Source organism: Reichenbachiella versicolor (assembly GCF_003171675.1).
In the GTDB taxonomy this organism is placed as follows: Bacteria; Bacteroidota; Bacteroidia; order Cytophagales; family Cyclobacteriaceae; genus Reichenbachiella; species Reichenbachiella versicolor.
Genome location: NZ_QFZQ01000002.1, coordinates 732,344 through 754,284 on the forward strand (window position 1 = coordinate 732,344; position 21,941 = coordinate 754,284).

Genomic DNA, 21,941 nt, shown 5'->3' on the forward strand with positions numbered 1-21,941 from the left:
AAAAAAGTGAAACTTTTGGTTCGGCCATAGAGTTTGGTTGTATAAGAAGAGAAAGAGAAAAGATATTATGTTGAAAGTTTCTGAAAAAGCACAACAAAGAATAACGCAAGTAAAACAAAGTGAAGGGCATTCTGAAAATCATAATCTCAGAGTAGCTGTTAAAGGAGGTGGATGCTCTGGTTTAATGTATGACCTGTCTTTCGATGATCAAATTACTGACAAAGATGATGTCATAGAAGATAATGGAGTAAAAGTAATCGTAGACAAAAAGAGTCTATTTTATCTACTTGATACCACCTTGGATTTTTCAGATGGTTTAAATGGCAAAGGCTTTCATTTTATTAATCCAAACGCGACTCGAACATGTGGATGTGGTGAGAGCTTCGCAGTATAACATTCTAAAAAAATCAATAAAAAAGGAGCTTGAAAGCTCCTTTTTTATTGATTTTTATTTGATCGTATTGTTCTTTACGTTTAATATACTAATTCATTAATTCTTCACACAGAAACGACTTTTTTCGATTAATAAATGAAATACCTCTATGAATTAGGAATGCATCTGGATGAACGCAGGCGTAAAAAAGCATTAAAATGAAAAAAATATATTTTTTTCAAACAAATTATTGTTTGGTTCTACGAAATGATATTACCTTTGTATCATCAATAAGAGATAAAAGAATTACTTATTGATATAATTCCACAAAAAAAATTCCACCTTTATACTTTTTGGCATGAAAATTGATTCATTCCATAATATAAAGGTTTTAGGTAAGTTTAGGTTAGGTTGGTTTAGGGGTTGCACGTAAAAAGGCAGCCCCTTCTTTTTTACCCCCGTTAAAATCATTTACTTTTCAATTGAGTGATAATCGAGAATCGCTCTTTTCATTTTATATTGACACAAACTTAATTCTCCAAAAGTATGAGTTCAATTTCCGTAAGCACACCGCTTGATTTATCCTATCTATATACTATTAGTGATGACGATAGAGATTTCGTTAAAGACATGATAGAAACTATAATAAAAAACACTCCAGAAAATGTCGCGGAAATAGTAGCTGCAAGAAAAAATGAAAATTGGAACGAGGTCGGACGACTTGTTCACAAACTTAAACCATCTCTACTTTTATTAAATATCGAACATTTAACAAGTCATATTAAAAGTTTTGAGACTAATGCAAAAGAACAGATTAATTTAGATGAAGCGGATCTTCAATTACAACAATTAGAAGAATATTGCTCAATAATAGTGAGTGAGTTGACTACAGAAGTAGCCAACGACACTTATTAATCTTAAATTACTCCCATTCTATGGTAGCCGGAGGTTTTGAACTAATATCATAAACCACTCGGTTAACACCCTTTACTCTATTAATAATATCATTTGAAACCTGAGCCAAAAACTCATATGGAAGATGACACCAGTCTGCTGTCATTCCGTCTACACTTGTTACAGCCCTAAGAGCAACTACGCGTTCATACGTTCTTTCATCACCCATTACACCAACAGATTGAATAGGAAGTAACATAGCTCCAGCTTGCCAAACATCGTCATACAAACCTGACTGCTTCAAACCATTAATGAATATATGATCAACTTCTTGAAGAATCTGGACTTTCTCAGCTGTAATATCTCCCAAGATTCTAATACCAAGGCCTGGGCCTGGAAATGGATGTCTACCTAAAATAGCATCATCTATCCCAAGTGTTTTCCCTACTCTTCGTACTTCATCTTTAAAAAGTGTGTTTAAAGGCTCTACGACCTTCATTTTCATTTTTTCAGGAAGTCCTCCTACATTATGGTGCGATTTGATTGTGACAGAAGGGCCATTTACAGACACAGATTCTATCACGTCTGGGTAAATAGTTCCTTGACCAAGCCACTTAACATTTTGAATGGCGTGAGCTTCTTTATCAAATACTTCGATAAAGACCCTGCCAATTGCTTTTCTCTTAGCCTCTGGATCAGTCAAACCTTTTAAGGCTTCATAAAATTCAGATGATGCATCTACTCCTTTTACATTTAACCCCATTCCTTGATATGACTTTAACACATTTTGGAATTCATTTTTTCGGAGAAGTCCATTATCAACAAAAATACAATGAAGATTTTTTCCTATTGCTTGATGTATAAGCATGGCAGCTACTGAAGAGTCTACTCCACCTGATAATCCTAAAACAACTTGATCATCTCCAAGTTGAGCTTTTAGTTGATCGACGGTTGACTCTACAAACACATCTGGAGTCCAATCTTGATTACACCCGCAGATATGTACCACAAAGTTTCTCAAAACGATCTTACCTTGCTCAGAGTGTGTAACTTCTGGATGAAACTGAAGTCCCCAAACTGGCTGTGTTCTATGACGAAAAGCAGCATTAGCAGAATCTGTTTTAGCTATCACTTCTAGCTCTTCGGGTGTCTCTAGAATAGTATCCCCGTGTGACATCCATACTTGAGAACCGATATTTACTTCCTTCATCAGTTCATTGTGCATATCAACAGTGGCTAACTTTGCTCTGCCATATTCTCTAATTTCAGATGGAAGAATTTCTCCACCAGTTTTATGAGCAATCAACTGAGCTCCATAGCAAATACCTAACAATGGAACTTTACCAATAATAGAATCAAGATCTACATCTGGATTATCATCTTGGCGTACAGAGCATGGACTGCCAGAAAGGATTAAACCTTTCACTGTTTGGTCAAGCTCAGGAACTTTACTAAAAGGATGAATTTCGCAATATACATTCAGCTCTCTTACACGACGTGCGATTAATTGAGTGTATTGAGAACCGAAATCGAGAATTATAATTTTTTCTGCCATGCGCAAAATTAACACCACGCTCTACTCCTGCAAGTAGATTTGACAGATAAGTTATAAGTTAAATCAACTTAGTTATGGTGTCAAACCATATAATGAAAACTGTAACCTTATAACAAAAGGAATGTTAGGCTTACGCTTTAAAAGTAATGACCACATCATTAAAACATTTCAAAAGCATACTTAAGATAAAGGTTAATTGCAGGTATTGTATTATCAAAAGTCCTACCATATCCTGGAATAGAATACACATCCAATGGTTGCTGCTGTTCATAGTACCCCATAACTCTCAAACGCATATGAAACCCTGTATATAAACCTTTCCAAATCTTTTTCTCTGAACTTAAAACAACCTCATACCAATATGCAGTATTATTCTCTCTGTTGAAAGGCTCCACATAATCATCATGAATCCCTGACTTACTAAATATCTCCACTCTTCCTTTATCTCCATAAAAAGATTGACCATATCGAAGTGTAAGGGCAAAGTTGTTTTTGGGATTCATATCGTATTTATACCCAATCCCTGCTCTGTAATACCAGCCTTCTGAAATGTAATTTGCATTCTGATATGCTCCATTTGGTTCTAGTTTAGCCGTACCAAACTCACCAACTAGCACAAGTCTATTCCAAAATTCAATCTGTGCACCTACCTCTTGTTTCATTTCAGTCTTCAAAAACAATCCAGCTAACTTACCATAGTCATAAATAAATGACGCAGATGAAAAAAAAGGCATAATCTCTTTAGGTTCTTCGACCTCTTTCTCTAAAGTTGAAACGGCTAAAGAATCGGCTGTCTGAGTTGTTAAGGAATCAAGAGATTCTTGCGCTCTACTACTCAATGACCACAAGGTCAAACCACTAAAAATGAACAGTATAATTCGGCGTACCACCATTACAAGAAGTTTGACAATTATTTATTTTCGATTTAAAATCATGTGAAACAATATCAATGTTATCAGGCACTCTAGTAACAATACCTTTTTCATCGACCTGTGTTGAGAGACTATATTCTATTTCTAAGGTATACTGTTGAATCACTCCTACATCCTCGTCTCCTATTGATAGCTGCAAATGAACATACTCGTCATTCATAGACAAAGGAATAGGCCATACAGTCAGACTATCGAAGTATTCTACTTTTGGACTTTCTTCTTCAGCAAGATTAACAATCGAAATTATCTTCACCGAACCACTTTCCATAGTATTAACAACTCCATTCCAAAAAGCTAAATTGTTGGACAATGAATCTTTAACCAGATCAAGACTATCTTTAAAATCAGACAAATCAGCTCCTGCCTTTATATTTCTATCTAGTTCAGCTTGAACTTTGGCTCTTTCCTCAGAAGTAAGTCTCTCATCCTCGACACTGTCCCCTAATTCAAATATATTATCCGAAGTATCAGAGATAAAGACATTTTGCTGAGATATGAGCTTGGTAAGACTGTCAATACTATCATTTAAAATATAAATCGTGTCTCCCTCACCTGTCAGAGCATCAATACTATCTTGATTGATAAACTTCATCAAGACAGAAGGGTCGTATTCCAAATACTCCTGATCTTCCTGACAAGACCAAATTAAAACACTAATAAGAAAAAGTGATGCTAAAAATATTCTGTCCTTCATTACCAACGTCTACTCGACTTGACGCACAAACTTACATAGAGTCTGTGAGACAATAATACAAAACTTTACGTTTAGAATCCTATCCTAAATTATTAGCTGAATATCAACAGATTATAATTTTAGACAATTCATATACTTATGAAATAATCATAAAAAACAGTTTTGGAATTATATTGCGAAGTATGCAAATCAGACTTTTTTGGACTTGGGTATTCTTTTCTTTGATGACTCATGGTTTATCTGCCCAAAACATGGTAATCAATCCCAGTTTTGAAGAAATCTGGAATTGCCCTTATACCATGAATCAACTAAAATTGGTCAAGTCATGGTTTCCTTTTGGCACTGCTGATCCATCTCCAGATTACTTCCATCGCTGTGCTGATGAAAACAATGCTATGGGTATTCCTAAGAATATATTCGGAACACAAGAACCTCGTACTGGTGATTCATATATAGGGATGATTTGTTACCTCACTAGTAAAAGTGGTAAAAGTTGGCGGGTACCTGCTAATCATCGCGAATTTGTAATGATACAACTTACTAAACCACTTGTAGCTGGAAACAAATATTACGGAGAGTTCTATGTAAGTCTAGCAGACAATTGTGAGTTCAGCATTGATCAATTAGGGATGTATTTCACTAAAGACATGCCTAGTTTTGACTGGCAGGCAATGGATCTAGGATATTATAAACCTCAAATAGTCAACCCAAAAGGTAAGGTCATCAATGACCCTGAAAAATGGCACAAAGTATCAGGAGAATTCGTAGCGCAGGGAGATGAACTCGCTCTTACAGTAGGAGTCTTCACTCCTGATAAGGAATTAACTACTAAAAAAACGAAAAGGAAATTTGGATTTGGACGTGACCCAAAACTACCAAAACATCTACAACCAATGATCTCTTATTATCTAATTGATGACGTACTGGTGAGACCGGTAGACGAGAATGAAAGTATCTTCCCAGAAATAGACTCCACCTTAGTATATCGGAATGAGTATTTTGGAATTCCTGAGGTAGGTAAAAAATTCACTCTACAGCAGATTTATTTTGAATTTGACAAAGCCAGACTTCTTCGTGGTTCTTTTGTAGAGTTGAACAAATTACTAGAATTCATGAAAGAGCATCCTCGTGTCAAGATAAGTATTGAAGGACACACAGACAACATTGGTTCTCGTTCTTATAATCAAGAACTAAGTTTATCTCGAGCAAATGCTGTTCGCAACTTCTTGACTGCAAAGGGAATTGACAATTTCAGAGTGGAAACAAAAGGCTATGGAAGCAGTCAACCCATAGTACCTAATACTACCCCTGAGAATAGAGCTCTCAATAGAAGAGTTGAAGTCGAAATACTAGAGAACTAGACCTAAGCCAGTTATTCTAAATTAAGCTCAACTATAACGTAACAATACCTTAAATGCTATATCCTATTAGAATGGTGCTTCTCCTGGCGGTAATGATGGCAAGGCTGAACCTCCGTCATTATTAGCTTTTGAGGGAAAAGTCATAGTACTAGGTGCAGAATCAAATTCAGAAGGCACACCTGCTGAAGGAAACCCTCCTGTCCCCATACCTCCACCGTCAAGATCTGCAAATTTGGTGTACTGACCGATGAACTTCAATTTAACATTTTCAAGTGATCCATTCCTATGTTTAGCTATAATCACTTCACCAGTACCTGCTGTAGGTAGTCCATCTTCATCTTCTGTAATATCGTAATATTCAGGACGGTATAAGAACATCACCATATCCGCATCCTGCTCAATAGAACCAGATTCCCTCAAGTCGGATAATTGAGGTCTCTTATCTCCGCCTCTGGTTTCCACTGCTCTACTCAACTGAGAAAGTGCTATCACTGGCACGTGAAGTTCCTTAGCGATTCCTTTCAAAGCTCGAGAAATACTTGCAATCTCTTGTTCACGGTTACCCCCTCCTTTACTACTATCACCTGACATCAATTGAAGATAATCGATAATGATCATCTTGATATCGTGCTGAGCTTTCAAACGACGACACTTTGCTCTTAACTCTAGAATACTCAAACCTGGCGTATCATCTAGGTAAATGGGGGCTTCAGTCAATCTAGAAGTCTTGTGGACCAATTGCTCCCATTCATGATCAGCAAGATTTCCTTTTTTGATCTTCTCACTAGTAAGCTCCGCCTCTGCTGAAATCAATCTATTCACCAACTGGATAGAAGACATCTCCAGAGAAAACAATGCTACTCCTTCTCCAAATTCAACTGCTGCATTTCTCATAGCAGAAATAACGAAGGCTGTTTTACCCATTGCAGGACGAGCTGCAATAATGATCAAATCCGAAGGCTGCCAACCAGCAGTCACTCTGTCTAATGCGGTGAAGCCACTAGGCACTCCTGTTAAACCTTCTGCTTGATCCTTTCTTGCTTCTATTTCTTGAATCGCTTGATGCATCAAAGAGTGCATACCTGCAAAATTCTTTTTAATGTTAGACTCTGAAATTTCGAATAGCGCCTGCTCAGTCTTATCTAATAATTCGAATACGTCTGTAGTATCTTCAAAAGCATCTTGTTGAATTTCAGATGAAATTCTAATCAAGTCACGCTTAATAGCCATCTCAGTAATGATCCTAGCATGATATTCAATGTTGGCAGCTGAATTGACTCTAGTGGTAAGTTCTGCTACAGCATATGCTCCACCTACAACCTCCAGTGTACCATTCTTTCTCAATTGAGCAGTAACAGTCATCAAATCAACAGGCTCTGACTTATTAAATAGCTGAACTATTGATTCATATATCTTAATGTGAGAATCCTTATAAAAGCTCTCCGGTTTCAAGATATCGATTACGGTAGTCAATGCATCTTTTTCTAACATCAAGGCACCTAAGACAGTCTCTTCAAGGTCAAGTGCCTGTGGTGGCACCTTACCTAGTTGAACTGCCAACTCTGGCACACCGGCTCTTTTTCTTCGTGGAGCACGGTCTCTTACATTTCCTTGTTCTTGAGATTCAGGACCTAACATATGCTATTCTTAAGGTGTAAAGTGAAAGTGATAGTAAGACTAGTTTGCAAACGTACAAAATCCGTTTTTCTACAGGCTTTGAAATCACTCTAAGTTTACAAACATCTTATCGACATTTATTTGAATTGACGAATGACTTACTTGAATATTTACATGTGTTTTTTGGTGATAGAAGCACATAATTACTATTAATTTGCCACACTGTTGAATTAGCGTATTTTTGAAAAAAATTGAACAACACGTGATGAACGAAACCTCCCAAAATATTCATATCATAGCCATAGGAGGTGCTGTAATGAGCAGCCTTGCCATAGCACTCAAGGAAAAAGGTAATAAGGTCACAGGGTCTGATGATAAAATATACGATCCTGCCAAATCCAACCTAGAGAAACATGGTCTATTACCTGCATCTGAAGGCTGGGATGCTGACAAGATCACGAACGAAATAGACACAGTCATCCTAGGTATGCATGCCAAGGCAGACAATCCTGAACTTCAGAGGGCTCAAAAACTAGGGTTGAATATCATGTCATACCCTGAGTTCATTAGCTCTCAAAGTAGGGATAAGCATAGAATCGTCATTGCTGGTAGTCATGGAAAAACTACTATCACTGGAATCATCGTTCATGTATTGAATTTCTTAGGTAAAGATACGGACTACCTTATCGGAGCGAAGATCAACGGTATAGAGAACACTATTAAGCTGAGCAATGCCCCGATGATTGTAATAGAAGGTGATGAATATTTTACCTCTCCTCTTGATCAGACTCCTAAATTTTTAAAATACGACCACCACATTGCTTTGATTAGTGGTACTGAGTGGGATCATATCAATGTCTACCCTACTCTAGACAGCTATATTGAGCAGTTTGAAATGCTAGCGGATCAGTCTCCAAAGGCAGGATCACTTGTCTTCTGCGAAAATGATAAGATGGCCTTGATTATTGGTACAAAAGACCGACCTGATATTAATGCTATTCCATACAAGACTCCTGATTATAAGGTGAAGGATGGTAAATATTTATTGAAAGGTACAGACGGATATATAGACCTAAAGGTATTTGGCAAGCACAACATGCTAAATATCGAAGGGGCACGTCAAGTTTTGAAAAGAATTAGTGTCACTGATGAGCAATTCTATTCCGCCATTGGTTCGTTTGAAGGTGCTGCCAAAAGAAACACCTTAATCAAGGAGAACGAAAATTCTGCTATATACTTAGATTTTGCGCATGCTCCTTCTAAATTGAAGGCAACTGTAGACTCTTTGAAAGAAAAGCATCCAAAGAGAAAGTTGACGGCTTGTTTTGAATTGCATACTTTCTCAAGCCTAAACAAAGAATTTCTTCCTCATTATCAAGGTAAATTCAAGGCAGCGGACGAAGCAATAGTCTATTTCAATAAGAAAAGCCTAGAGGAAAAAAATTATATGAAAGAGCTGTCTCAAGAAGAGGTCAAGAAGGCATTCAAACGCAAAGACTTGATTGTATTTACTGACGAGCAAGATATGGCTTCTCATCTTAAAGATCAGGATTGGAATAACCGAGACTTACTAATGATGAGCTCCGGCAATTTCAATGGTCTAAATATAGAATCACTGGCAAACGACCTTATATAATCACACCACCTATCACTATGAAGCTAAATTTAAAAGCCCCATTAGCAATTTTTGACCTTGAGACTACTGGTACTAATGTCACTAGTGACCGCATTGTAGAGATCTCTATTGTCAAAATCATGCCTGATAATGAGGAGACAATAAAGACTAAAAAGATCAACCCTACAATTCCTATTCCTATAGAAAGCAGCTTGATCCATGGTATTTATGACAAGGACGTCAAAGATGAGCCTACATTCAAGTCTATTGCTAAGAGTCTAGAGGAGTTCTTGAAGGGATGTGATCTAGGTGGTTTTAACTGTATGAAGTTTGACATTCCTCTTTTAGTAGAGGAATTCTTAAGAGCTGGTATTGACTTTGACATTTCGAATCGAAAGTTTGTAGATGCTCAAAAGGTATTCCACATGATGGAAAAAAGAACTCTAACAGCTGCATATAAGTTCTACTGTGATAAGACTCTAGAAGGGGCTCACAGTGCTGAAGCGGACACTAAGGCTACTGCTGAAGTGATCAAAGCCCAAGTAGAAAAATATGAGGGTGAAGAGGCTGTGGACACTATGGGAAATGTTATCACGAAAATTGAAAACTCTGTGGATAGCCTTCATGCTTTGTCTGCTTCCAACTTAGTTGATCTAGCAGGTAGGTTTGTATTAAATGCAGATGGAGTAGAGGTATTCAATTTTGGAAAGCATAAAGGCAAACCAGTTGAAGACATTCTCAAACGAGAGGCTGGATACTATGATTGGATGATGAAAGGGGAGTTCCCTCAAGATACCAAACGTGCTTTGACCAGAATCAAATTGAGAGGGTTTAATATGAAATAAACATATCACCTTGATGAAGAAAGCCCCAATAAGATCGAGACTTATTGGGGCTTTTTAATTAGTGCACTTTAATTTTTCCTAGAATATGACTGACTTTTTAGGAAGATCTAGGTATCAGCCATCAAGTGCAAGGGATATATGACTATTGATTGGTTCTATCTCATTTTCTAATGGTTCTGAGTGATTTTTAAGCGGTACTATATCATTTTATGACGGTACCGAATGATTTTAGAGTGGTACTCAGTGATTTTTTAATGGTTCTGAACGATTTATATGAAGTCCTGATTCATTTCTCATCGGTACTGAGCCATTTCCTAGTCGTTCTTAGCTAGTTTTCTTTGGTACTGAATGAATAAATACCCGTCCTTGGTTATATAATTTAGGAGTACTAACTACTTTATTTCAATAGCGCCCATGTCTGGCTTGCCTTTTATTTTATTACCTAGAATATCCTTATCTACTCTAAATCCTAGCGCTAATCCAAGATCATCTCCTGGGATTTTATGGATTTCAATTCCTTTGTCTTTTATCAACTGAATATTCTTTGGAATATAGTCTTTTGCAGTTAAGCCTCCAGGGTAAGCGCATTGTGGATCTCCGTAGATTGGCATGCTATCAGTAATCATCACATGATCAGAGGAAGGCCAGTTATCTTCTTTCAGATAAAGGTTGTTCTTGAAAACTACATTTGGAATAGGGCCTGCTGATGGCAAAAAGTTTTTACGATGATCATATGTAGCATGCCCTTCTAAGTAGAAAATGTTATTCGCTATGAAAATACCATTGGTATTTTTACTAAAACCTACTTCTGGGTTGAGTCCTTCTTTGACATAGATGGTATTGTTGTAAAGATATAAATTGAATGGACCTACTGGTTTCTTGCCGAAGCCTACAAACCCATTAACACCAATCATAGTTCCTGCTCCTAAAGTTTTATCCTTGATTAATTTTCGCGATCCATCATTGATACTGACATTGTAGCGGTAGGTACAGTTGTAGTTGTTGCCTAATACTTCTATAAAACCTCCTACATTATTTTCACTGACATTGTATTGAATAACTACATTGCGATTGTTAAAATCTATGTGACATCCTGCTGAATCTCCGGGACCGTTTGCATTTCGAAATTCATTGTACTGGATCATTGCATTGAAGCAATTCCATACCCATAGCCCGCTACCTCTTCCCCATTTACGTGAATCATTTGGGCTACCTGAGTAATTGGTTTTATTTCCATTGAATTCAATATCTCTGACTGTAGAAGACTGCATAGCAGGCCCACCTGCGTGTTCTACAAGGTTATCATAGACCTTAACTCTATTTATATTTTTAATCTCACCTGCTGCTACATCTCCTTTTCCTGTAAATCGAATACCTGAGTGTGCTACATTTTTAACATGACAATTTTGGATCAGGATATCATTAAGAGTTGCATCTTTTCTAAAGTTGATAATTCGAATACCCCATCCATAACTTTGAGTTCCATTGCCTGTCAGTTTTTCTCCTGCTCCGCGATCAAAACCTGGTTCTTCAAGAAAAATATCTCTTACCAGAAGATTTTTAATTGTGATTCCACTGTAATCCCCGGCCTTTCCTGTAGTCAAGAGCACTCCACAGCGCATGTATTTTTTATTCTCTTTTCTACTTTCTATTCCCCCTCCATCGGCGGTAATCTCAATATCAGACACTTTGATATGACTACAATCTTTAATCAACACACCATTAAGTTTCCCTTTAGCATCAATCAAAGGCTTTTGAGCTCCTTTCCCATAGCTCGATACTACTATTGGGTTCTTTTCCTGACCAGATAAGCCTACAAGATCTAGAGAACCATAGAAAGTTTCCCCTTTGCTAAGAAGAAGTTTGTCTCCTGCTTTAAGCTTTAATGAACTGGCTTTCAATAGTGTCTTAAAAGGGTGTTTTGCAGATGTTCCTGAATTGGCGTCATTGCCAGACTTGGAACTAAGATAGTAGGTCGTCGCATTTACTTGCAGACTCAAAAGACAGGTAGCTAATATCAAAAATGTTCTTATCATATCGTTAGAATTATTCAAACTGAGTAAACCAAAGATATGAATGACAAAAAGAGTTTGTCAGGGGGTAAAATGGACAAATAAGCTCATGTTCAGTATATATTAAGTACTAATACAGGCCTAGGCGTATAGTGTATAATAGAGGGTGTACCTAGACCCAAACTCACATTGAATCCAAAAAAGAAAAGATTATCATCTCTAAAATGCTTCTATTTCGTGTCTAGAAGCTTTAGAGATGACAATGCTTATTTGTATTTTATCACTTCTGAGACCAGCCTTGAGTGGTTCCTTTCAAATAACCAATCGCCCAGCCACTTCCTTTTTGAGCACACCAAAAAATATCTTCTCTATAAGGGTCAGGTTTAATATCAGTTATTCGATCTTGTTGTCCGAGGTTACGGTTTATCTTATACCAAGTCTCTCCTCCATCAAGAGATAAATACACTCCCGGATTTAACTTTGCATTTCCTTTTGCTTTTGGAGGAAGAGCTGCACTTACCATTAGAATATTGGAATTGATCGGGGACACCTCAGTTTGCCAAATAAACGGAAGGTCAAAAATCTTTTCCCAAGACTTACCATCATTCTTACTTCTCCAAACACCTCCTCCTAAGTCGGTAGCTGTACTATTTCCGCAAGAAATATAGAGGTACTTATTATTTCGATCGATAGTCACGTTATTGACGTTTTGAATCACATCAGGTGTGTTGATCTTTTTCCATGATGACCCTTTATCAGTAGACTTATATATACCTCCATTGACATCATTTACTGCTGCGTAAAGTGTATTGGGATTATCTGGATGCATTACTATTCTACGCACACTAAATCCTTCATGGAATCCTTTATTACTCATTGACCAAGTATACCCCCCGTCAAACGATCTGTAAAACCCAAATCCTCCTTTTGTTAATTTCTTTGCATTAGGACCATGAACCTCAGATATCGTTTCTTTAGTCGAGCAGAAATACATATTGTTTGGATTGACAGGGTCTATGGTTAAAGAGTTTTGAAAAACGACACCTTGATAGCCTGGATTATCTGCCTCAAATATTGTTGCAATGTTCTCCCAAGTTTTACCCCCGTCTGTAGACTTTCTCAGTTTGCCTCTGTGTTCTTGTCGCCATACCAAGAAGTAGATCGTTTTCGGATCTTTGGGGTGAACGGCAACTGAGGCTATGGAATGAGCTCCTCCATGATGAATCTGCCCTTCGATTTGCTCAACAGCAACAGCCATCTTATCTGGATAATCTCCAAGTGCTGCTGTCTGCCATAGACCATGCTCACCACTAGCCAATATATATCGAGTCGGGTCTCCAGTTTCTAATAGCAACTGACGACCAGGAAGGTTACTTCCTCCTCGACCAACCCATGCACCGCTACCTGACGAAGTCTCATTGTCATCTATTTGCTCCCAACTCTCTCCCCCATTTGTAGACATTAGCACTTGTTGATCGAGACAGATATAAACTCTACCATTAGTTCCGATTTCCAAGAACCTATTACCCCACATTTCTTCTTTGTGATCCATTTCTGGTTGTAAATGTGCAAACTTTGTATTCTGCCCAACAGGGTTATTTCTTGACTTCCAGTACTGATCATCTGCCCCGTTAAGCCAATACCTCCCCCCTCTTGCTACGGCTAACCAGGTCTTACCTCCATCTGCTGACTTCCATGCTCCGCTTGGTAAAAATGCTTTGTCATGCTTATTATTTTGAGAAATCCAGATTTCGTTTTTATTATTTGGGTTTACTTGAATCCGATGAAAGACTGAATATACTTCTTTGGGGTAGTTAGGATATAATTTCTTCACTTCTGCTGGCTTTTTTTGAAACCAAAAGGCTAAGGAATTCCAGTATTTGTTTCGTAAAACCTTACTGGTAATCTGACTCATATCTACTGCTAGATTCCCAGATATATTTTGCCAAGTCTTACCATGGTCAGTACTTTTGAATACTCCTCCATTAGATTTTACTGTTTTACCAGCGGGTTCGAAGGCTGTTTGATCTACTAAGTACAGCACAAACTCCTTTGACTTAGCGTCATAAAATGAATCAATATCTCTTGGGCGATTGACTGGTAATCCTTTACCACTAGTTTTCCAAGTCTGTCCTGAATCTGTACTTCGCAGCACTCCATAGTTAGTCGCCATGATTAGTACTTTAGTATTAGTTGGGTCAACGATAATTCTTCCTACGTCCAGATCTGTTTTATCACTTATTTTAATTTTCTTCCAAGTCTTCCCTTTGTCGGTAGACTTGAAAATATGGCTATTCTTAAATTTTGAACTTTGACCGTTTTGATGACGATGATTTTTCTTTACATTCCAGAAATCTCCTCGTCCAGCATACCATATCTTATCATTAGTGGGGTCGACTGTTAGCTCTGAGTTCCTCCCTCCTAAGCCAGCTATTAGCTCCCATATACGACCTCTATCAACGGTCTTATAAACTTTACCGCCACCACCTGTGATAGCCAATCCAAAATCAGGGTCTTGAAGTGAAAAAGTAAACTTCCTAATCCTAGGCAAATCCTTCCCATCTCCATCACAATCCTTGATTGTATGCCATGACTTCCCTCCGTCCCATGAACCGTAACTATTGTACATATCTGGAGACATCAAAATAGTATTGGTGTCTGTAGGGTGACACCAAAATTCCTCACAGTAGCCTGCCATACCGGGCCCTACCTGTCTCCACTCTACCAAATCACTTGACTCAACCTTTTGGGTTTTAAGTTGGTTGAAGTACTTTTTGTCTAGCTGTGCCTGTATGTTAAATACCACAAGGGCTAGCCCTAGAATCAATCCTAATTTCTTCATCTTATGTATTCTGCATTATACCTCAATGATAGAATGTACTTGGTAGTTCTAAGGAACATTCTCTTCTTCGAGCAAGGGGACAAACTATTCTACCCCGATTTTATTGAGGATTATTAGGAGTAGAGTGTATTTAGATCATTGATTAAGGTTTATATAGAAACTATAATACTAAGATTATTCAATTCATATCAACAGCGATTCCAAAGAATGAACAGGCAAAAATGGTAGATAAAAGTACTATGGTATCAAGTCTAAATTCTAATCCAAAATATAGTGTACACTTCGATATAATTTAAGTTCACTATCTTCGACGCGTTGTTTAATTATCATAATTCTAAATGAGATTTGTACTTTATTTAACATCATACGTTTTGATGTTCTCATCATCTGTTAATGCCCAATTAGCAGTCGGTTTTGAATTCGATGCATCTGGTAATCCTATGGATGGATATTTTGATGAACTTTCATACCAGTCAGACGACCCTGTTCATATTACACACAATTCCGACTCCTTCGAGAAAGGTGCTATATACGATCTAAATGGGAATAAAACAGAAGGGTTGATCAAATACGAAAACAAGAAAATTCTTTTCAAGGTTGATGATTTTGTGTACCGAGACAAAATCAAACCTGATAGTCTTATTGGACTGACTGTTGGTGTAGACTCGTTCATAGTGATCAATAACTTTTATTATAAAGGATCTTTGAAAAAAGAAAAGCAATTCGCACAATTAATTGCAGAAGTAGAGGGAGATCAATTTGTAAAGTATTATAAGTTCAACAATGTTAGGCTTCAGGGCACTCCTCCAATTGTCATTAGCTACTTAGGTAAGAAAAAGGAAGATAATATTTGGTACGAGCTAAAAGGTAACAAACTAAAGCATCATGGTTCAAAATTCTTTGGGTTGGTTCAAGATTTCAATCAAAGACTGAAAGCAGGCAAATTCGATGAATCTGGATCATTGTTATGGCTTACTGAAAAATTCCCCAACTTCTATGGAAAATCAGGGTGGCAAGGATATCAACCTACTAACCCTCCAAAACCTATCGAAGAAGAAAAAGTGTACGGCCTCATCAAGGAGCTAGAGTATTTAAACAAGTATAGAAAAGGGAGAGAGTTAAACTTTGACACACATTGGAGTGAAATCAAAAAAACAAATTCCTCCGGAAAAACTGCAAAAATCATAGGCATATCCAAGAATGGATGGGAATTGCATTACTATCAGGAGGGTAAAAAAGTTTATGAAATCAACTATTCTTCACTATTCCCACATGAAAGAGAAGGCTTGTTTAAAGCTTTTGAAGATGGAAAACTAGTGAAAGAAGTCAAATACAGTGAAAATGAACCTCAAAAGGTATCTATCTTCCATAATGAATCCCTATTATATGAATACTTTTTAGCACCTATTAGAAATAGCTATGGTGATAAAATTGGAAAAGAAGTAGTATATAAATCTATATACAATCAAGGAGAAGATCTATTGGCTAATTATATCAATGGAGTCTACAACTGGACAGACCCAATCACCGATCTGCAGTATACCTATGACATTAGAGAAGGTAGGCTAGTCAGTTCATATAGACTTGAAAATGATAAAAAAATCTATCAGATCACAAACGCAGATCAAAAACTAAAAATCAACAAACTACAAAGAGATATTACTGTAGACATAAATACTGAGGAACTTCAATCTACGCTGATAGAAAATGCTCAGGGTACAGTTTTAGTTAAAGTCCTTATAAACCCTGATGGAAAAGCTGATAATTATAAAGTATTAGGCAGTATACATCCCGAATTTGACAAAGTATTAAAGGATTATTTAGACAGTAACATTCTAGAACATGCGAATTTTCGAATAACTTTTAAAGCTCTAAAAGTGAAAAAAGAAAAGGTGTTTTTCGAGACTTATATTCCGATTCAATTTTCTATAAATAAGTTCTATCGCCCTGCTGGAACCAACAATAGTTGGCATATGAACCATATAATGATGATGCAACATCAACAGTTGATGATACAGCCGGCTTATATTCCAAGCCCTCCTAGTTTTTCCGCCCCTTCCTTTTAATGCAATAAATGGTCAAATCGAATGAAACATGACAAGGCAACAAATATTAGAACGTATTCTCTCTGAAAAACTGGTGGCTATTATTCGCCTTAAGCGTGACACTTATGTACAAGAAGTAGTCAAAAACATCATCAATGGAGGTATACCTATAGTAGAAATCACTTCAAACACTCCTAACTTCAAAGAAGAAATAAGTAAAGCACGTGAATCTTTCCCTGAAGCAGTGATAGGTGCTGGGACTATCTTCACTAAACAGCTAGCAATCGATGCAATTGAAGCAGGGGCTCAATATCTGGTCACACCTTCTGTCAATACTGATATCATTTCAATTGCTCATTCGAATAATATCCCTGTAATTATGGGATGCCTCACACCTACGGAAATTGCTGTAGCCGTAGAACACAAAGCCGATATTATTAAACTTTTCCCTGCGGGCAACTTCGGAATTGACTACTTCAAGACTGTCAAAGCTCCATTCAGTGATGCTAAAATATTTGCTGTAGGAGGAGTCTCAGCGAACAATATCGGTGAATGGGTGAAAGCGGGTGCAGCTGGTTTTGGTCTTGGTGGAAGTATCTACCCCAGTTCTCTTGATTCAATAGAGGAATGCCTTTCAATCACTAAGAATGCTAAAAATATGGTTGAAACATTGAAAGATGCTTTTTCTTAAAAACAAGTTCTTTGTAGAATTCTTCAAACCTCCTTAAACTTTTAATTTTTCTTAGACGATTCTAAATTTTTTCTTTCTTCTCCTTGCTTTGATTTATCCTCTGTTAACATCGATATTTCTAGCTCTTGTAAACGCTCTTCAGCTTCTTTCATTTTTTGATTCTGAACCTCCAAGTCTTTTAATTGGTCTTGCATTCGAAGTTCGTTTTCCTTAATATCAGTGATATCTTTAGTTATCCCAAAAGTCCCAATTGCTTTTCCAGTAGAGTCTCTTAAAGGGAGTTTAGTAGTAGATACCCAAACTGAATTACCTTCCTTTTGTTCATTGACGATATCATTGATCAAACCATCCCCCGTACTCATTATTCTCTTTTCATCATCGAATAACTTATCTGCATATTCTTTGGGCAGCATATCATAGGTATTTTTCCCGATCAACTCATCATAGTTATTTACCTTGAACAACTCGAGCATACTTCGACTGACTCGTATAAATGTACTCTTTTCATCTTTGAAGTAAATTCTATCTGGAAGAGACTCCATGAGAGCATCCATAAGCGCTTTCTCTTTTTCGTAAGCCTCTTTCATTTGCAGCAACTCTGTATTTCCCAAGGCATCACCAGACAAATTGAGCATACTAAATCCTTCTTTGAGAGAATGAGCTATTTCGGCCATTTTTGCAGACTTGTCCGAAAAATTATCCATTCCTTGAGAAAGTTCAGTAGCAGAAGTGGCGATCTGTTCAGTGCCAGTTGCAGTTTCCTCGGCGATCACAAGTACTTCCGAAATCAAAGTAATAATTTGATTTATATCCTTTACTTGGACATCAGAAGCTTCCAAGATATCTTCCGAAAGCTCAAGAGTATTATGAGATATTTGATGAATATCTTCAAACATCGACGTCATCGCAATAGACTTCTTATTCTCAATACTTACTTGATGGTTCATAGTATCTATTACTGCAGCAGCCTTTTTAGTATCTTTTTTCACATCTAAAACTAGCCTTTCTATTTCTCTAGCAGATTCTTTGGAGCTTTCAGCTAGACTTCTGATCTCTTCTGCTACTACTGCAAACCCTCTCCCATACTCTCCTGCTTGCGCAGCTTCTATTGCAGCATTTAGAGCTAGTAGATTAGTTTGAGAAGCTATATCGGAAATGACTTTAAGCATACGTTCTATCTCTTTGGATCTATTTTCTAATACATGAATTGACTCATTAGTCTCAATGGACAAGTTTGAAATTTTCTGCATCCCTCCCACCAAATCACTTATCATATTCAGGCCTTCTTTACTTCTATCCGATCCTGTACGAGCTGCATTCAGAATATCATTACTTTTTTCTCCCATCTGCTGAGAGGACCTGATCATATGTTCTATCAAATCGGAAGATTCATCTATTTTATTGAGTTGAGTCTGTGCTCCTTGGCTCATTTCTGCTATGGCTGAAGCAATCTCACTTGTGTGCGTATTCATTTCCTCACTAGATGATTTCACTTCCTGAGAAGCCTCCTCGATATTAAAAATGTATTCTGCTATCTGATTGAGCAAACCATCAATCCGCTCAATTGCCTTGTTTAAATTATCAGCCAGAACAAATTTCTCATCACTGTCTAACTGATACCTAGCAGTTAGATCTCCTTTAGACATTGCTTCTACAATTGTACTAAACTTGGCAAGTGGGATAGATAATTTTTCAAATGCTTGATTCCTACCCTCAGTGAGTTCTTTCCAAATCCCTTTCTTATTGGTATCATCAAGTTTCGAATACAAATGCCCCTTTTGCGTGGACTTATTTACTATTTCTTGCGTTTCAATTTTGAGGGCATTCAATTCTGAATGGATTTTCGTCATACTACTTGCCAGTTTGTGACTTTGCATAAAATCTGTTGAATCAAGAACCCCATTCGCTAATGCTTGAATGGCTATTTCAGCTTTACTATACTTCAAGTTCTGAAGACCCAATTCTTTTCTCAGTGTTTTCAATTCATTGATAAGAGGGAGAGCATTATTTAGACTATTGACCCTACCAATCGAAATAGCCCCTATGACAAGAAGACTACTCCAAATAGCATAAAAAACATAGTGATCCATAAAATACATAACAGTCAACCCTGAAAGAATAACCAATGATAAGACATGAATTGCACTCGATACTTTAGGTGAAAATTTAGCTCTATTTGAAAAAGACAAAATGAGAAAAGAAAATACCCCTAAGGCAATAGTTGCCAAAGTGTTAATCAGAATAAACATTTCAGAAAAAATTAATCGATTAATAATCTATTTGCCGCTTCAATATGTTCTGAAGCAGTTTTTAATTAGAGTGTATAAAACTCATTCCATAGACAGGTATATGTGAAAAGTTAATAAACTATTAATGAATTCAAAACACACACGTCAATTAATTCATTGAAAACAACGATCTTATTTAGTAACCATTTTTGAATGATTACTAATGTACTAGACAAAAGACCTCAACTATGTTTTAGTAAAAAAATACTTTAATTAATCCTATTTAAACTCAATATTTGATTTTATCTACGTTGTTAACAAAGGAGTTTAGTAAATTAATAAACTAACAACTGACTATTGGAAAACGTAAAAAATTCGAAATTTCAAGATTTTAAGCTTGTCAAGGAACACATCGTAAACCTTTCATTATCAACTGGTGCCGTTCTTGCTATTATAGCCGGTACCTTTATGATTATTAGATCTTTTGACTATGGTTTTTCATGGTCACACGTTTATCAAATGTGCTTAGTGGTATATATCGCACTACTAGGTTTTTCAAGAAGAAGGCTTTCACTCAATTTTAAGGTCTATTCAATCATTTTTGTTATCTGTTCCACAATCATCGCTGGTCTATTCAAGTTTGGTTTTTTAATTTCTACTAAAGTTTTTATTGTATTCATCCCCATTTATGCTGTTTTTCTAATTAGCAACAAAAGAGTCCTGCTAATATCCTTAGCTATGGTATTTATTTATCTAGCCATTGGATTGTTATATGTATTTGATGTTCTAGAGTACGATTTTGATACAAATACTTACGTAAAGTCTCTTCCAATTTGGATCATGGATTCCATCCATTTAATTGGCCTCGCCTGTGCTACATACTTTATGGGTAAATACTTTAGTGACGCTACTATATCCAACTATAAGATTCTCAATGAAAGAAACATCGATTTGTCCGATAGAGAGGAGAAATACAGAGTATTATTTGAGAGTTCAAATGATGCCATTTTTTTGATGGAAAGAAACAGCTTTTATGACTGTAATGAAAAAACACTAGACCTTTTGGAATGTAAACGGGAAGAAATAATAGGTAAGAATTTCTTCCAATATAAAGAGGATGGTAAACCTTTTCCCGAAGAGAATATTGAACAGCTAAAAAAACGTATGATTCTTGCTTCAAGTGGAGACAAACAGGTTTTTAGAACACGTTTCCTAAGACAAAATGGGGATGTGGCATTTCACGCATCTATCAGTCTAAACGCTGTCATTTTGGATAACAGGAAGTATGTCCAAGCTGTAGTCAGGGATATGTCCAGACAGGTCGAATACGAGCTAAAACTTAAGAAACATCAAAGCGAACTAGAGCAAATTGTCGATGATAGAACACGTGAGGTTCATGAAGCATATACAAAATTGCAAACTACTAATACTAGATTAACATTACAAAAAAGAGAATTAGAAGACACTGTGAAGAGACTGGAACTCATGCAGGACCAGCTAATAGAAAATGAAAAGTTAGCTTCGGTGGGTATGCTAGCAGCCGGAGTGGCTCATGAGATTAATAATCCAATGAATTTTATTCAAGGAGGTTTAGCTGTTCTTCAAGATCAAATCAACTTAGGTGAAATACAAGTTACTGATCAAACGAAGAAGCTTTTGAGTGGAATGAACATGGGGGTAAATAGAATAGTATCCATTATTAATGCTCTCAATCAATTCAACAGAAATAGTGAAGTTCCGAATGAACAATGTGATATTCATCAAATCATAGATAACTGCCTTGCTATCCTTCACAACAACCTAAAACGAAAAGTTACTATTCAAAAATCTCTCACCAATCAAGAGTTTAGAGTAATGGGTAATGAAGGAAAATTACATCAGGTGATATTAAACTTAATCGCTAATGCAGAACAGGCTATTGAAGATGAAGGTCAAATATCTATAAGCACAGAAATAGACGATACGGATGTAACTATATGTATTGAAGACACTGGCAGTGGAATACCACAGGAAATAATTTCAAAAATCAAGGAGCCTTTCTTCACTACAAAAGACCCAGGAAAAGGAACTGGGTTAGGATTATCTATTTCTAATAATATTGTCACGGAACATGGAGGTACTCTAGATCTATATTCAAATAATAAGACTGGTACAAAAGTTATTTTGACCTTACCTCTTAACCTTTCTCATGTGAGTGCGGTCTAAGTCTTGATAGTTGAATGTCTTTTCCTCATCTT

At 36.7% G+C, this 21,941-nt stretch carries 15 protein-coding genes; 8 read left to right on the forward strand and 7 right to left on the reverse strand.

The genetic code is table 11. The annotated features are described in order from the left end of the window. The first annotated feature begins 67 nt into the window (after positions 1-67). Both DKG80_RS07705 and DKG80_RS07710 read left to right on the forward strand, forming a co-directional pair. The gene (locus DKG80_RS07705) at positions 68-394 is read left to right on the forward strand and encodes a HesB/IscA family protein (protein WP_109830733.1); all 327 of its coding nucleotides are present in this window, start codon (positions 68-70) and stop codon (positions 392-394) included. 525 nt (positions 395-919) lie between these two features. Next, positions 920-1,288, forward strand: a complete 369-nt coding sequence (locus tag DKG80_RS07710; protein ID WP_109830734.1) for an Hpt domain-containing protein — start codon at positions 920-922, stop codon at positions 1,286-1,288. Between the two features lie 7 nt (positions 1,289-1,295). Here the strand turns inward: DKG80_RS07710 and guaA are convergent, their stop codons facing one another. The 3 genes from guaA to DKG80_RS07725 form a co-directional block, all read right to left on the reverse strand. Continuing rightward, positions 1,296-2,822: a glutamine-hydrolyzing GMP synthase gene (gene guaA, locus DKG80_RS07715; RefSeq protein ID WP_109830735.1), complete on the reverse strand. Its 1,527-nt coding sequence runs from the start codon at positions 2,820-2,822 to the stop codon at positions 1,296-1,298. A 158-nt stretch (positions 2,823-2,980) separates the two neighbouring features. Continuing rightward, positions 2,981-3,661 (reverse strand): DUF6048 family protein, encoded by a 681-nt coding sequence (locus tag DKG80_RS07720; protein WP_162555750.1) that lies wholly within the window; start codon positions 3,659-3,661, stop codon positions 2,981-2,983. 19 nt (positions 3,662-3,680) lie between these two features. Further along, positions 3,681-4,448: a hypothetical protein gene (locus DKG80_RS07725; protein ID WP_109830737.1), complete on the reverse strand. Its 768-nt coding sequence runs from the start codon at positions 4,446-4,448 to the stop codon at positions 3,681-3,683. A gap of 182 nt (positions 4,449-4,630) precedes the next feature. Here DKG80_RS07725 and DKG80_RS07730 point away from each other — a divergent pair, with 182 nt between their 5' ends. After that, on the forward strand, positions 4,631-5,809 hold the full coding sequence (locus tag DKG80_RS07730) for an OmpA family protein (protein ID WP_109830738.1): 1,179 nt from the start codon (positions 4,631-4,633) through the stop codon (positions 5,807-5,809). A 66-nt stretch (positions 5,810-5,875) separates the two neighbouring features. Here DKG80_RS07730 and dnaB read toward each other — a convergent pair whose 3' ends face one another. Beyond that, positions 5,876-7,447, reverse strand: coding sequence for a replicative DNA helicase (gene dnaB, locus DKG80_RS07735; protein WP_109830739.1), 1,572 nt, complete (start codon positions 7,445-7,447; stop codon positions 5,876-5,878). Positions 7,448-7,691: 244 nt separating this feature from the next. Here dnaB and DKG80_RS07740 point away from each other — a divergent pair, with 244 nt between their 5' ends. Beyond that, entirely contained in the window at positions 7,692-9,062 is a 1,371-nt protein-coding gene (locus DKG80_RS07740) for a UDP-N-acetylmuramate--L-alanine ligase (RefSeq protein WP_109830740.1), read from the forward strand. Between the two features lie 17 nt (positions 9,063-9,079). Beyond that, positions 9,080-9,886 (forward strand): 3'-5' exonuclease, encoded by an 807-nt coding sequence (locus tag DKG80_RS07745; RefSeq protein WP_109830741.1) that lies wholly within the window; start codon positions 9,080-9,082, stop codon positions 9,884-9,886. A gap of 392 nt (positions 9,887-10,278) precedes the next feature. On the opposite strand, the gene DKG80_RS07750 is transcribed toward DKG80_RS07745, so the two are convergent. After that, positions 10,279-11,922: a right-handed parallel beta-helix repeat-containing protein gene (locus tag DKG80_RS07750; RefSeq protein ID WP_109830742.1), complete on the reverse strand. Its 1,644-nt coding sequence runs from the start codon at positions 11,920-11,922 to the stop codon at positions 10,279-10,281. Between the two features lie 256 nt (positions 11,923-12,178). Then, positions 12,179-14,740 (reverse strand): WD40/YVTN/BNR-like repeat-containing protein, encoded by a 2,562-nt coding sequence (locus DKG80_RS07755; protein ID WP_109830743.1) that lies wholly within the window; start codon positions 14,738-14,740, stop codon positions 12,179-12,181. A 338-nt stretch (positions 14,741-15,078) separates the two neighbouring features. On the opposite strand from DKG80_RS07755, the gene DKG80_RS07760 reads away from it, so the two are divergent. Next, positions 15,079-16,806, forward strand: a complete 1,728-nt coding sequence (locus DKG80_RS07760; protein ID WP_162555751.1) for an energy transducer TonB — start codon at positions 15,079-15,081, stop codon at positions 16,804-16,806. Positions 16,807-16,834: 28 nt separating this feature from the next. After that, positions 16,835-17,476: a bifunctional 4-hydroxy-2-oxoglutarate aldolase/2-dehydro-3-deoxy-phosphogluconate aldolase gene (locus DKG80_RS07765; RefSeq protein ID WP_109830745.1), complete on the forward strand. Its 642-nt coding sequence runs from the start codon at positions 16,835-16,837 to the stop codon at positions 17,474-17,476. Between the two features lie 41 nt (positions 17,477-17,517). Here the strand turns inward: DKG80_RS07765 and DKG80_RS07770 are convergent, their stop codons facing one another. Next, the gene (locus DKG80_RS07770) at positions 17,518-19,725 is read right to left on the reverse strand and encodes a methyl-accepting chemotaxis protein (protein ID WP_109830746.1); all 2,208 of its coding nucleotides are present in this window, start codon (positions 19,723-19,725) and stop codon (positions 17,518-17,520) included. Positions 19,726-20,061: 336 nt separating this feature from the next. Between DKG80_RS07770 and DKG80_RS07775 the strand changes: the two genes are divergently transcribed. After that, positions 20,062-21,909, forward strand: coding sequence for a PAS domain-containing sensor histidine kinase (locus tag DKG80_RS07775; RefSeq protein ID WP_109830747.1), 1,848 nt, complete (start codon positions 20,062-20,064; stop codon positions 21,907-21,909). The last annotated feature ends 32 nt before the right edge of the window (positions 21,910-21,941 follow it).

Bases quoted from the DNA above. Each gene is read 5' to 3' on its own strand.
- DKG80_RS07705 (WP_109830733.1), top strand. From the start codon at position 68: ATGTTGAAAGTTTCTGAAAAAGCACAACAAAGAATAACGCAAGTAAAA.
- DKG80_RS07710 (WP_109830734.1), top strand. From the start codon at position 920: ATGAGTTCAATTTCCGTAAGCACACCGCTTGATTTATCCTATCTATAT.
- guaA (WP_109830735.1), bottom strand. From the start codon at position 2,822: ATGGCAGAAAAAATTATAATTCTCGATTTCGGTTCTCAATACACTCAA.
- DKG80_RS07725 (WP_109830737.1), bottom strand. From the start codon at position 4,448: ATGAAGGACAGAATATTTTTAGCATCACTTTTTCTTATTAGTGTTTTA.
- DKG80_RS07730 (WP_109830738.1), top strand. From the start codon at position 4,631: ATGCAAATCAGACTTTTTTGGACTTGGGTATTCTTTTCTTTGATGACT.
- dnaB (WP_109830739.1), bottom strand. From the start codon at position 7,447: ATGTTAGGTCCTGAATCTCAAGAACAAGGAAATGTAAGAGACCGTGCT.
- DKG80_RS07740 (WP_109830740.1), top strand. From the start codon at position 7,692: ATGAACGAAACCTCCCAAAATATTCATATCATAGCCATAGGAGGTGCT.
- DKG80_RS07745 (WP_109830741.1), top strand. From the start codon at position 9,080: ATGAAGCTAAATTTAAAAGCCCCATTAGCAATTTTTGACCTTGAGACT.
- DKG80_RS07750 (WP_109830742.1), bottom strand. From the start codon at position 11,922: ATGATAAGAACATTTTTGATATTAGCTACCTGTCTTTTGAGTCTGCAA.
- DKG80_RS07755 (WP_109830743.1), bottom strand. From the start codon at position 14,740: ATGAAGAAATTAGGATTGATTCTAGGGCTAGCCCTTGTGGTATTTAAC.
- DKG80_RS07760 (WP_162555751.1), top strand. From the start codon at position 15,079: ATGAGATTTGTACTTTATTTAACATCATACGTTTTGATGTTCTCATCA.
- DKG80_RS07765 (WP_109830745.1), top strand. From the start codon at position 16,835: ATGACAAGGCAACAAATATTAGAACGTATTCTCTCTGAAAAACTGGTG.
- DKG80_RS07770 (WP_109830746.1), bottom strand. From the start codon at position 19,725: ATGTTTATTCTGATTAACACTTTGGCAACTATTGCCTTAGGGGTATTT.